General features: G+C 60.1%; 10 protein-coding genes. 4 read left to right on the top strand and 6 right to left on the bottom strand.

Annotation, left to right across the window (positions count from 1 at the left end; genetic code table 11):
* Nucleotides 1-114 precede the first annotated feature (114 nt).
* From CLV41_RS15620 to CLV41_RS15630, 3 genes are all read left to right on the top strand, one after another.
* A complete protein-coding gene (locus CLV41_RS15620; protein WP_103223337.1) occupies nucleotides 115-609 on the top strand; it encodes a YcjF family protein in 495 nt (164 codons plus the stop codon).
* Between the two features lie 397 nt (nucleotides 610-1,006).
* Nucleotides 1,007-2,194 carry an efflux RND transporter periplasmic adaptor subunit gene (locus CLV41_RS15625; protein ID WP_103223338.1) on the top strand — a complete coding sequence of 396 codons (1,188 nt, stop codon included), beginning with the start codon at nucleotides 1,007-1,009 and terminating at the stop codon, nucleotides 2,192-2,194.
* A 4-nt stretch (nucleotides 2,195-2,198) separates the two neighbouring features.
* Nucleotides 2,199-5,312: a multidrug efflux RND transporter permease subunit gene (locus CLV41_RS15630; protein WP_103223339.1), complete on the top strand. Its 3,114-nt coding sequence runs from the start codon at nucleotides 2,199-2,201 to the stop codon at nucleotides 5,310-5,312.
* Nucleotides 5,313-5,465: 153 nt separating this feature from the next.
* Here CLV41_RS15630 and CLV41_RS15635 read toward each other — a convergent pair whose 3' ends face one another.
* The 5 genes from CLV41_RS15635 to CLV41_RS15655 all read right to left on the bottom strand — a co-directional run bounded on the left by CLV41_RS15635 (nucleotide 5,466) and on the right by CLV41_RS15655 (nucleotide 12,113).
* A complete protein-coding gene (locus CLV41_RS15635) occupies nucleotides 5,466-5,894 on the bottom strand; it encodes a universal stress protein (RefSeq protein WP_103223340.1) in 429 nt (142 codons plus the stop codon).
* Nucleotides 5,895-5,972: 78 nt separating this feature from the next.
* On the bottom strand, nucleotides 5,973-8,600 hold the full coding sequence (locus CLV41_RS15640; RefSeq protein WP_103223341.1) for a TRAP transporter permease: 2,628 nt from the start codon (nucleotides 8,598-8,600) through the stop codon (nucleotides 5,973-5,975).
* A 168-nt stretch (nucleotides 8,601-8,768) separates the two neighbouring features.
* Nucleotides 8,769-9,731, bottom strand: coding sequence for a TAXI family TRAP transporter solute-binding subunit (locus tag CLV41_RS15645; RefSeq protein WP_103223342.1), 963 nt, complete (start codon nucleotides 9,729-9,731; stop codon nucleotides 8,769-8,771).
* Between the two features lie 139 nt (nucleotides 9,732-9,870).
* Nucleotides 9,871-11,208: an aspartate aminotransferase family protein gene (locus CLV41_RS15650; RefSeq protein ID WP_103223343.1), complete on the bottom strand. Its 1,338-nt coding sequence runs from the start codon at nucleotides 11,206-11,208 to the stop codon at nucleotides 9,871-9,873.
* Entirely contained in the window at nucleotides 11,205-12,113 is a 909-nt protein-coding gene (locus CLV41_RS15655) for a MurR/RpiR family transcriptional regulator (RefSeq protein WP_103223344.1), read from the bottom strand. The genes CLV41_RS15650 and CLV41_RS15655 overlap by 4 nt, the downstream gene beginning before the upstream one ends.
* On the opposite strand from CLV41_RS15655, the gene CLV41_RS15660 reads away from it, so the two are divergent.
* The gene (locus tag CLV41_RS15660; protein WP_146048575.1) at nucleotides 12,112-12,465 is read left to right on the top strand and encodes a hypothetical protein; all 354 of its coding nucleotides are present in this window, start codon (nucleotides 12,112-12,114) and stop codon (nucleotides 12,463-12,465) included. The genes CLV41_RS15655 and CLV41_RS15660 overlap by 2 nt on opposite strands.
* Before the next feature lie 94 nt (nucleotides 12,466-12,559).
* On the opposite strand, the gene CLV41_RS27980 is transcribed toward CLV41_RS15660, so the two are convergent.
* On the bottom strand, nucleotides 12,560-12,792 hold a 233-nt coding region (locus tag CLV41_RS27980; RefSeq protein ID WP_146048576.1), incomplete at its 5' end, for a hypothetical protein.

The raw sequence follows: 12,792 nt of genomic DNA on the forward strand, positions 1-12,792 counted from the left end.
TTTCTCAAAGGGCAGATGTATTGGGGGCCGAATTGCCGGCCTTTCCATATAGCCGGTGCGACCGGCACACGACTTAGCCACACGCCGACTCGTTCGCTATAGGAAGAGATAGATATGCCTGCCACCGAGACTGAAGAGCTTGATCGTGCCGACACGGCACTCTCGTTGACCAAACGCTATGCCGCCTTTGCCGGCGGCGCGGCGTTCATTCCGATACCCGTCGTGGATCTCGCAGCCATCGCGGCGCTGCAACTTAAACTCGTAAAGGACATCTCCGACGTTTACGACGTAAAGTTCAGCTCCAATGCCGGCAAGGCAGCGATCACCGCTCTTCTGTCGACAATCGTTCCGGTCGGAGCAGGCATCACTGCGGCGAGCTTGCTGAAGGCCATTCCGGTACTTGGCACGGCTCTCGGTATCGTAAGCGCGCCGATCTTCGCCACCGCTGCGACCTACGCCGTGGGGCGCACCTTCACAATGCATTTCGAATCCGGTGGCACGCTTCTGACGTTCGATGCCGAAAAGATGCGCGGTTTCTTCAAGAAGGAATACGAGGCCGCAACGAAGTCACGTTCTTCCTCTTCCGCCGCAGCGTCAAAAGCTTCTTGATGAAGTAACCGCGGGACATCTGCGGCGCCGAAGATACAATTGGATTTCGAGCCTGGCTGCCAACTTCCGCAGCCGGGCTTTTTTTATTGGTATTTCTGACATGACCTGCCGAAACACCAATTGAGACCGGAATTCTTGCACCGGATCCATCCATCAAGTTTTCCGAAAGGATTTGGATTCACATTCAAACATAGTCGTGTGATTCGGAACAACTCGGAAGGTGGAGAGAAAGTGATGCCCGTCGACCGGACCGCACGAGAAAAGAAAAATATGTAGAATTTGCTGTCACGAAATACCGTCGATTCAATATTCCTTCACGAAAGATGCTTAGGAAAGAGACCGCAATTCCTTCCAGGGCCGTAGGTCTCGTATTTCAGCAAACAAGGGTCGTGCAGATATGTTCGGATCGGTATGCAAAGAAGCCGGCTATTTGAGATTGTGGATCGCAGCGGCAATCAGCCTTGGGTTGACGGCGCACGATGCCGCCTTCGCCCAGACCGGCGCGCCCCCCATGGACGTCGGGGTCGTGACCATGGCGAAACAGGAGGTTCCGCGCATCCTGAGCCTTCCCGGCCGCGCGGTTGCATTCCGGCAGGTCAGCATCCGGCCGCGCGTCAGCGGGGTCGTCGAAAAAATTCTGTACGATCCAACCAAGGAAATTGCCGTCGGTGATCCTCTGTTCAAGCTGGACGATGCCAGCTATGCGGCCGCGGTAGCGGAGGCCGAAGCGAATGTAGCCACTGCCCAGGCGAATGCGACTGCTTCCAAGGCCTCTTACGAAAGGTCGAAATCCCTTGAAGGGACGGCGACCTCAAAAGCCCAGGTCGAGAAGGCGCAGGCGACCATGGCCACCGACGAGGCCAGCCTCAAATCCGCTCAGGCTTCCCTTGATTTCGCCCGCACGCAGCTCTCCTGGACGACAATCAAGAGCCCCATCAAGGGCAGAGCCGACGTTGCCAGTGTTTCGGTCGGCGATCTCGTTGTCGGCTCGCAGTCCGATGCCATGACCATCGTCACGACGCTCGATCCGATCGAAGTGACCATGCAGGAATCCAGCACGATCATCTTGAAGCTGCGCGCGGAAGTCGAAGCCGGCAGCTTGAAGATAACCGAGCGCCTGAAAGCGAAACTGACCCTGGAGACCGGCGAAGCCTTTGCAAGCGAAGGAAACTTCGTGGCCGCGGGAACGACAGTGACCACCACCACGGGAACGGCGTCACTGAGGTTCAGATTTGAAAACCCCGGCAACAAGATTCTCCCCGGCATGTTTCTGCGCGGAGATATTCAGATCGGAACGGTGGACGCCTTTCTTGTTCCGCAGCGGGCGGCCAAGCGCGGCAACACCGGGCTGCTGACGGCTTTTATCGTCGACAAGGACAACACCGCGAAACAGGTCCAGTTCACCGAAAAGGGGACCTACGAGAACAACTGGGTCGTGGAAACGGGATTTCAGCCCGGCAACAAGGTCATTGTCGACGGCCTTGTGGCGATGAGGCCGGGAGTGAAAGTCAACCCGGTGCCCGCGACGATCAATGCCGACGGACTGGTTCAGGACGACGCCTCGAAACCCAAGACGGAGAAATAGTCCGATGGCTTCCTTTTTCCTCCGGCGGCCCGTCTTTGCATGGGTTCTTGCGATCGTGACCATGCTGTTCGGCCTCTACGGCCTGAATTCACTGCCGATTTCGCAATATCCCGAAATCGCGCCGACCACGGTCACGATCTCCGCAAGCTACGCCGGGGCCTCCGCTGAAGTCGTCGACAACTCCGTGACCTCCGTTATCCAGAACGGCATGACCGGGCTCAGCGGCATGACCTACATGACCGCGAGTTCATCCGAAGGGTCCTCGAGCATCTCGCTGACATTCGACGACAGCGTCGAGCCTGAACTCGCGCAGGTGCAGGTGCAGAACAAGCTGCAACTGGTCCAGGCGGGACTGCCTGCGCAGGTGATCAGCGCCGGGCTCACCGTCTCCCGGTCGAATTCATCGATATTGCTGGTGGGTGCCCTCGTCTCGAAGGACGGCGCCTACAACTCGGTTCAGCTGGGCAACATTCTGACGTCCACGATTCAGAACACTGTCCAGAGAGTGGAGGGTGTCGGATCCATCAACAGCTTCGGCACGCAATTCGCGATGCGGATCTGGCTCAATCCCTACCGGCTCTACCGGTTTCAGATCAGTCCCTCGGATGTGAGCCTTGCGGTGTCCGAGCAAAACACCAACGTCACGGTCGGATCGCTTGGCAGCCAGCCGGTGCTCAAGGGTCAGCAGATCACCATGGCGCTCACGGCGCAATCCCAGCTTTCGACGGTACAGGATTTCGAGCGCATTCTTCTCAAGACCAACAAGGACGGCTCAAGCGTTTATTTGTCCGATGTCGCCAGAATTGAACTGTCGGCCGAAGATTTCGGAACCTCGAGCCGCTACAACGGCAAACCGGCAGCCGGCTTCGGAGTCAGTCTCGCGGACGGCGCAAACGCGGTGGAAACGGCAAAACGCGTCCGGGCCGCCACCAGGACACTGTCTTCTGCTCTGCCGGAAGGGGTGACGGTCGAATATCCCTTCGACATCTCGCCCTTTGTGCAGGAATCCATCGATCAGGTCTATCAGACGCTGGGCGAGGCCATTGTGCTTGTCTCGCTCGTGACCCTGCTCTTCCTGCAAAGCTGGCGGGCAACGCTGATACCGGCGGTCACCGTCCCGATCGTGCTGCTGGGAACTTTCGGCGTGCTGTCGATGCTGGGCATGTCGATCAACACCCTGACCATGTTCGCCATGGTTCTGGCCATCGGCCTTCTGGTGGACGACGCGATCGTCGTCGTCGAAAACGTCGAGAGGATCATGGAGGAAGAGGGCCTGAGCGCGCTCGAGGCCACCGAGAAGAGCATGAAGGACATATCCGGGGCGCTGGTCGGGATTGTTCTGGTGCTGTCCGCGGTGTTTCTACCCATGGCCTTCATGGGCGGATCGACCGGTGTGATCTACTTCCAGTTCTCGGTCACCATCATCACAGCGATGGTCCTGTCGCTGTTTGTCGCCCTTGTTCTGACGCCGACCATGTGCGCACAGCTGCTGAAGCCGAGGCACGGCAAGCCCCGCGCCGCGCCGATACGGATGTTCAACACCGGTTTCGACCGGATGACAGATGGATATTGCGGCATTGTCAGCCGTCTGGCGCGCCGCCCGTTCAGCGCGATCGTTCTGGTCTTCGCGATCGGCTACGGCACCATGTGGATTTTCGACCGTCTGCCGTCGTCTTTCGTTCCGACCGAGGATCAGGGCGTGATGATGGCGATGGTGCAGTTGCCTGAAGGCGCAACGACAGAGCAGACCGCGCAGGCCGTGGAAGCCGTCGAACAATATCTGCTCGACAAGGAATCCGATGTCGTGACCTCGGTGTTTGCCGCGCTCGGGTTCAGTTTCAGCGGCGTCAGCCAGAACAAGGCGCTGCTGTTCGTCAAACTCAAGGGCTACAAGGATCGTCCGGACCTCAGCGCCGCCACAATCAGCGCGCGCGCGAATGCCGCGTTCTTCAACAACAGGATGGCGCAGGTCTATTTCCTGTTGCCTCCGGCGATCCAGGGGCTTGGATCCTCCTCCGGGTTCACTATGTACCTGACGGACCAGGCCGGAAACGGCATCGACGCCTTGAGCGAAGCCGCCGACAAGCTGGTCGCCGCAGCCCAGACGGACAGCCGGGTTCTCGGCGTGCGCAGCAGCGACAACGCCAAGCAGACGTCCCTGCGGCTGAATATCGACCAGCAGAAGGCGGAAGCCTACGGGCTCGCGCTGGCGGACATCAATACGATGCTGACGACGGTATTCGCCGGCGCTTACGTGAATGACTTCAGCCTCGGCAGCGATCAGCGCAAGGTCATCGTGCAGGGCGACGCGACATGGCGCATGCAGCCGACGGATATCGACACCTGGTCCGCGCGCAACAGCGATAACGAGATGGTGCCCTTCTCGGCCTTCGTGACCAAGGAATGGTCGGAAACCTACCCGGGTCTTGAACGCTACGGCGACAGCCAGGCGCTCCAGATCTCAGGCGCCACCGCCCCCGGGGTGAGTTCCGGTCAGGCCATGGACGCGATGGAGGAACTGGTCGGAAAGCTCGAGGGCGGTTACGGCTTTGCCTGGACGGGAATTTCCTATCAGGAACGCCTTGCCGGCGATCAGCAGACGATCCTCTTTTCGTTGTCCGCGCTGATCGTGTTCCTCTGTCTCGCGGCCCTGTACGAAAGCTGGACAGTCCCCTTCTCGGTCATGCTGTGCGTCCCGGTGGGTCTCTTCGGGGCCATGCTGGCAACCTGGTATTTCGGCCAGTCGAACGATGTCTACTTCAAGGTCGGGCTTCTGACGATCATCGGACTGGCCTCGCGAAACGCAATTCTGATCGTCGAATTTGCGCAGACATTGCGGTCGCAGGGAACGGAACTGTACGAGGCCACGATTACAGCGGCCCGTCTGCGCCTGCGGCCGATCATCATGACGTCCTTCGCCTTCGGCCTGGGTATCACACCCTTGGTGCTTGCGACCGGCGCAGGTTCGCAGGCGCAAAAATCGATCGGCACGGGAATGCTCGGCGGGATCGTCTTCTCGGCAATCCTGGGAATTCTGCTTGTGCCGGTCCTTTACGTCGCCGTCTTGAAGGCGGCCGGTCTCTTCAGCAGACACAAGACCAAGACAACCGCGACTTAGAGCGCGTCGCGTTTAAGCGGATTCATGGATTTGGGAGAACGCCCGAGGCAGCGTTTGCATTGCAAATGCGTTCGGGCGATTTCCTGAATTCAATTTGACGCGGCACGCTTTAGATCGTCAGACCTCCAATCGCTGCCGATTGGAGGTCTGTCCCTAATGCCGGACGACGTAAACGGACTGGTTGGCGTGGCGCACCACGCGCGCGGCGTTGGGACCGAGCAGGTAGTCGCTCAGGCCGGGCCGGTGGGCTCCGATCACGATAAGGTCGCAGTCCAGCTTGTCGGCGACATTCATGATCTCGGAATAGATCGAACCGTGGGCGATATGCCCTTTGACCTTTTCCGGCGACGCGGCATTTTCGGAAAGAAAGGTCTTGAGGGCCAAAAGCGCCCTTTCAAGAACCTTTTCTTCCTCTCCGGGACCGAAATAAGAGCCCACGATCGGCATGGAATACGTCGGCACGACGGTGACGATGTGAAGCTCGTCCGTGCGAAGGCCTGCCAGGTCCTCCGCGGTTTTCAGAAGCTGCCTTGCGTCTTCCGGCTCGCCGAGATCGAGCGATACGAGAATTTTACCAGTCATTGTTTTCCCCCAATTCTAGATCGACAGACCTCCAATCGGAATCGATTGGAGGTCTCGAAGTCGATCGACTTTAGAGTGTTAGAATGCCGGCACGGTCTGGCGGCGGCGCTGCATCAGGATAACAAGTCCCAACAGCAGCAATGCAGGAATGTAGAAGACTTCCTTCGGCATCCTTTCTGCGGGCAATTGCACTTTCGAAACCACCACGCTCTCGTCGGCGTAGTAATCGTATCCCTGCAATTGGGTGAAATACGGCGTTCCGGGCAGCGGCTCTTCCAGAACCGTCTTGTCCCCGTCTTCCATGACCGTCAGGCCGATCTTGAACAGGCGGTCGGTGCCGTCGGCTTTCGGCCCGAGTTCAATCACCAGCGTCAGATCCTCGATCTGGTCGGGATCGTCGAAATCCGGTCCCGAGACCACCATTCGAAGCGTACCGCCATCTTCAACCTGGCCGGCAAGCTGGACCAGATCCGAACCCGGCCGGTCCACATAAGGGGCCTGGACGTAGTCGAGCCAGAACCCGGGGCGGAAAAGCGTGAAGGCGACCAGAAGCAGGGCGGCGGTTTCCCATATCCGGCTTCTGGCGAGGAAATAGCCTTGCGTCGCCGCCGCGAAGAGCATCATCGCCGTCACCCCGATGACGAAGATGAAGACCGCCTTCACCGGACCGACGTCGATCAACAGCAGTTCCGTGTTGAAGATAAACAGGAACGGCAGAAGCGCCGTGCGGATATCGTAGCTGAAGCCCTGGATACCGGTGCGGATCGGATCTCCTCCCGATATGGCCGCCGCGGCAAAGGCCGCCAGACCCACCGGGGGCGTGTCGTCGGCCAGGATGCCGAAATAGAATACGAACAGATGTACGGCGACCAGGGGAACGATCAGCCCGCTCTGCGCGCCGACCGTGACGATCACCGGCGCCATGAGCGAAGACACCACGATATAGTTGGCCGTGGTCGGCAGACCCATACCGAGGATCAGGCTCATGACCGCCACCAGGAAGAGCATGAGCATGAGGTTGCCGCCGGAGAGGAATTCGACGAATTCGCCGACCACCTGGTGCGCGCCGGTCAGGGAGACCGTGCCGACGATGATGCCGGCCGCGCCCGTGGCCACACCGATGCCGATCATGCTGCGGGCGCCGGAGATCATACCGTCGATGAAGTCCCTGAAGCCCTGTTTCCAGGCAGCGCCCATTTCTCCGCTAGCCCGCAAGGCCGCTTTCAGCGGCCGCTGGGTGAGCACGATGGTGAGCATGGAGATGGTCGCCCAATAGGCGGACGTGGTCGGCGACAGCCGCTCGATCAGGATGCACCAGATCAGGATGACGATGGGCAGCAGAAAATAGAAGCCCGTAACGGCCACGTCCCATGCCTTTGGCAGTTCTTCGATCGGCGCATTCGGGTCGTCCATCTCAAGGTCGGGATGCCGGGAGGCGATGATGGCCAGGATGACATAGGCGGCAAGGCAGATGATCGCCGCGGCGGCGAATGTCAGGTTCGGAAAGACCACCTTGATCCAGCCGAGGCCGTAATAGACCACGGCGGCGAGCACGCACATTGCGATGAAGCCGAAGAGAACACCGGAAAGCCGCCGCGCAAGAGTCGCGGTGACCGTGGGACGCTTCATGCCTTCCAGGCCCAGCTTCAGGGCTTCCAGATGCACGATATAGACGAGGGCTATGTAGGAAATCACCGCGGGCAGGAAGGCGTGCTTGATGAGTTCGGGATAGGAGATACCGGTGAACTCGGAAATCAGAAACGCCGCGGCGCCCATGACCGGCGGTGTGAGCTGACCGTTGGTGGAAGAGGCGACTTCCACGGCGCCCGCCTTTTCAGGCGAGAACCCGGTGCGCTTCATCAGCGGAATGGTGAAGGTGCCTGTGGTCACCACGTTGGCGATGGACGAACCCGAGTAGAGACCGGACAGGGCGGAGGCGACCACGGCCGCCTTTGCCGGGCCGCCGCGCAGGTGACCGAGCAGCGCGAAGGCGAGCTTGATGAAATAGTTCCCCGCGCCGGCTTTTTCCAGAAGTGAGCCGAAGAGCACGAACAGGAAGATCATCGAGGCGGAAACGCCGAGTGCGACGCCGAAGACGCCCTCCGACTGCATCCAGTAGTGCCACATGGCCTTGCCCAGGGAAGCGCCTTTCCACTGGATCGCATCCGGCATGAAGGAGGCATGACCGAAGAAGACGTAGAAGACGAAAACCGAGGCGACAATCACCAGCGGCAGGCCGAGAGACCGGTAGACCGCGATGCCGAGACTGACCATGCCCATGATGGAAAAGACGAGATCGGCGGTGGTCGGCAGGCCGGCGCGGTTGGCGATTTCTTCCTTGAAGACAAAAAGATAAAGACAGGACGACGCGCCGAGAATGGCGAGGACCCAGTCGTAGAGAGGAACACGGTTGCGCGGCGAGGTCTTGAAAAGCGGATAGGCCAGCATGGCCAGGGCAAGAGCGAACGCCAGATGGAACTGCCGGGCCTCCTGATTGTTGAAAACGACGTTGACCCCTGTCACCTCGGTCAGGACGTATGGCACGTCCGAGGCGATATAGATCTGGAAACAGGACCAGACGAACGCGAGTGCGAGTATGAACTTGCCCGCGGCCCCCGCCGCGGTCCGGGCGCCGGTCTCGACCACGGCGACCATCATATCCACATCGACGTCTTTATTGCGCCGGGTGTCGTCTTCCACTGACATGCCTAGTCCCTCCGCTTGCGCTCCGGTTTTCAGAACGCGCTTCCCCGCGTGGCCAGGCACAGCACCCGGCATCCGGCCCCAGCCGGAAGCGGTCCCGAGGGACCGTATTCTTTTATATTAGACGGCAAAAGCCGGGCAGGCGGACCCGCCCGGCGCATTCTGCGTGGATCACATCCAGCCGCGTTCCGTGTAGTATTTCACCGCGCCAGGATGAAGCGGAGCGGACAGGCCGTCCTTGATCATTTCTTCTTCCTTCAGGTTGGCGAAAGCCGGGTGCAGCTTCTTGAAGGCGTCGAAATTGTCGAAAACCGCCTTGACCACGACGTAGACGACTTCGTCGGATACATCGGCGGAGGAGATAAAGGTGGCGCCGACACCGAAAGTGTTCACGTCATTGTCGGTGCCCCTGTACATGCCGCCCGGAATGGTGGCGACGCGGTAATAGGGATTGTCGGAGACGAGCTTCTCGATCGGCTCGCCCGCCACCGGAACGATCTCGACATCGCAAGTGGTTGCCGCTTCCGTGATGGCCGCCGCCGGGTGACCTACGGTGTAGATCATCGCATCGATCTTGCCGTCGCAAATCGCCTGGGCCATTTCCGAGCCCTTCAGCTCCGCCGCCAGGGCAAGGTCATCCATGGTCATGCCGAAGGCATCCATGACGACTTCCATCGTGGCGCGCTGGCCGGACCCGGCGTTGCCGACATTGACCTTCTTGCCCTTGATATCCGCGAAGCCGGTAATGCCGGACCCCTTGCGGGCGATCAGGGTGAACGGCTCGGGATGGACGGAGAAAACCGACCGTTCCTTCTCGAAAGGCCCCTGGTCCTCGAACTTGGAGGTGCCGTGATAGGCATGATACTGCCAGTCGGACTGGGCAACGCCGAATTCAAGTTCGCCGGCCCGCACGGTGTTGATGTTATAGACCGATCCGCCGGTGGATTCCGCCGAGCAGCGGATACCGTGCTGCTTGCGGTCCTTGTTCACCAGACGGCAGATTGCCCCGCCGGTCGGATAATAAACGCCGGTGACACCGCCGGTTCCGATGGAAATATATTCTTCCGCGGTCGCTGCCGACGCGCTCAAGCCGAGGGCGAAGGCCCCGGCAATTACAGAGTACATGAGTTTCATAGGTGTTCCCCTGTTTTACGGTAACGGACGTGGTTCCCCGCGCCCCTGAGCACAGCCAGGACAGGCTGTGAAAGACTTTGCTTGCAACCATTGTATTTGAAAGTTGACGCTAGGACATCCTCATTTGTGAATCCGTGACCTAGGCCCGTCCGATCGACTGTGTCGCTGCATCGACGGCAGCGCCGAGGCGATCGACGATCGTTTCGATATCTGTCTTCGTTGCGATGAAAGGCGGCGCGATCAGCACGTGATCCCCTTCCCGGCCGTCGATCGTGCCTCCCATCGGATAGACCATCAAACCCCGTTGCATGGCCTCGCGCTTGATGCGCGCGTGGATCTTGAACGCCGGATCGAACGGAGCCTTCGTTTCCTTGTTTTCGACAAGCTCGATTGCCTGGAACAATCCCCGGCCGCGAATGTCCCCAACGCGTGGATCCTGTCCGAAGCGCTGCGCCAGGCAGTCCGTCAGATGCGCGCCCATGGCCATGACATTCGCCAGGAGGTTGTCGCGCCGGATGATGTCCTGCACCGCAAGCCCCGCCGCCGCCGCCATCGGGTGGCCCATATAGGTGTGCCCGTGCTGGAAGAACCCGCTTCCCTGTTCGAAAGCCTCGAAGATCCTGCCGCTGAGCAGCACCGCCCCGATCGGCTGATAGCCGCCGCCGAGGCCCTTGGCGATGACCAGTAGATCCGGACTGATCCCCTCCTGCTCGCAGGCATGCAGCGTGCCTGTGCGGCCCATGCCGCACATGACCTCATCAAGGATCAGCAGGACGCCGTAGCGGTCGCAGATCTCGCGGATCTTGCGGAAATACCCCGGCGCCGGAGGCACCGCGCCGCTGGTCGCGCCGACGACCGGTTCGGCCACGAACGCCATCACCTGGTCTTCGCCCAGCTCCAGGATCTTGTCTTCCAACTCCCCGGCCGCGCGCGCGCCATAGTTCTCCAGGCTCTCGCCCTCATGCTGATGGCGGTAGGCATAACAGGGCGCGATGTGGTGGGTTTCGATGAGCAGGGGGCTGAACTGCGTCCGCCGCAACGCGTTGCCACCCGCCGCGAGTGCCCCGAGCGTGTTGCCGTGATAGCTCTGACGGCGCGCGATCACATGCCGACGTCCGGGCTGACCGGTTTCCACGAAATACTGGCGCGCCATCTTCAGGGCCGCCTCCATGGCCTCCGAACCGCCACTGACCAGATAGACCTTATCCAGGCCCTCCGGGGCATCCTCGATCAGCCGGTCCGCCAGCTTTTCGGCGACTTCCGTGGTGAAGAAACCCGTATGGGCATAGGCGATGGTGTCCAGTTGCGCGTGAAGCGCCTTCAGGACATCCGGGTGACCATGGCCGAGACTGGAAACCGCGGCGCCGCCCGAGGCGTCGAGATAAACCTTCCCGTCCCGGTCATAGATAAAAACTCCCTCACCACGGGCGGCGACCGGAAGATCGGACTGGATGGATCGGTGAAGAAGATGAGTCATTGGACTTCTTTTGATGGGGTCGCGATGGGATGGGGCCGTGTAGCGGCATGCGTGCCAAGGCTCGCATGATAGGAATCCACCTGCCTGAGCGCTTCCAGTGTTTCGTTTTCTCCCTGACCGGCGACCAGAACGGCCAGGATTTCCGCGAGCACAAAGGCGGGTGTCATCGTGTGGTAGAAGGAAGGGCTCTCCGTTGTCGTGGCGATTGTTATGGTGGCGCGTTTTGCCAGCGGCGAGACCGGACTGTCCGTCAGGGCGACGACCGGCACGCCCTTCTTGTGCGCGTAATCGACAATATCCAGCGTCAGCTGGGTATAGGGCATGACCGTGACGGCGAAGAGCACGTCGTCCTTGCCCGCGAACCTGATCCGGTCCGACCCGGTATTGGCGATGTCGTCCAGAAGGACCGATTTGTCGCCGACAAGCGACAGAATGTAGTTGAGCTGCCAGGCGATCGGGTGGCTGGCCCGCAGCCCGAGACAATAGACACGGCGGGCCCTGGCCAGAAGCGTCGCGGCGTCGGTGAGGCGAACAAGCTGCTCCGCCGCAGACAGCGCTTCCAGCTGCCGGGTGACCGACGCGACGATCTTCGCCGCGAGCGCCTGATTACCGCCCAGGTTCTGCAATCGTTGCTGATCGCGCGCCTTGCGCTCGAAACTCGTCGCCGGATTGCGCATGGCGTTCGCATAGGCATCGCGCACGGGATCATAGCCCTCGAAGCCGAGTTGCCTGGCGAGCCGCAACATGGTCGAGGGCTGCACCCCCGCCCGTCGGGCCTGTTCGCGCATGGACAGAAGCGCCACGTCGCGCGGATTGTCGAGCACGAACCGTGCTGCTTTCCTGACCTCTCCGGAGTATCCGTCAAAGGAATTGATGATCACATCTGCAAGCGGCGGCGTTTCCATGCATCAAACCCTAACGCCTTTTCCACCGCTTGCAACATTTGTTTCACAATTGCTAATGGAAACACAAATGATGCATTGCGGAACATCAAGGATGACGGCAGCACTGCCGTTCTCCGATATCTCAACCCCTGTGGCGCTCAATGGCGGCTGCAACAATAAGGTGGATCACCCTGCAATTCCGCAGGCCGCAACAAAGCGCGCCCCGACGGCGGAAGCCTGCCGGGAAGCGGGGGGCGGGCATTTTCCGGATGTCGATGCCCATCGCGCGGCGACCGGTGAAATCCGGCGGACGGTGGGGAAGCAGAAAAAACAAAAGCCGCGGAAAACCGCGGCTTTTGTTTCAGACCGCTGACAAACCCGTCGATTTCGGCGGGTTTGTTTTTTTGATGGTTTTATATCGGGATTTCGGGCGTTTTTTTGTTTCCGGTGTATTGGCCTTGTCGGCCTCAAGCTTGCGCCTGTTTGGGAGGCTTGGTGAGGGCCATTGCGATCTTCTTGATGTTTTGGGCGGCAGCTGCGAGCAGGCACTGCGTTTGCACGCGCACCAGACTTCGGAACCTGGCATAGCGGTGACCATGGAGCTGAGAGGTGGCTCGGGAAATCTGAACAGCCAGGATAAGTGGAATTTCTGCCTGACTTTGGCTTAGATGCCGGAAACAGGAGAGACCATGACGAGACG

This window comes from Roseibium marinum, assembly GCF_002906165.1.
In the GTDB taxonomy this organism is placed as follows: domain Bacteria; phylum Pseudomonadota; class Alphaproteobacteria; order Rhizobiales; family Stappiaceae; genus Roseibium; species Roseibium marinum.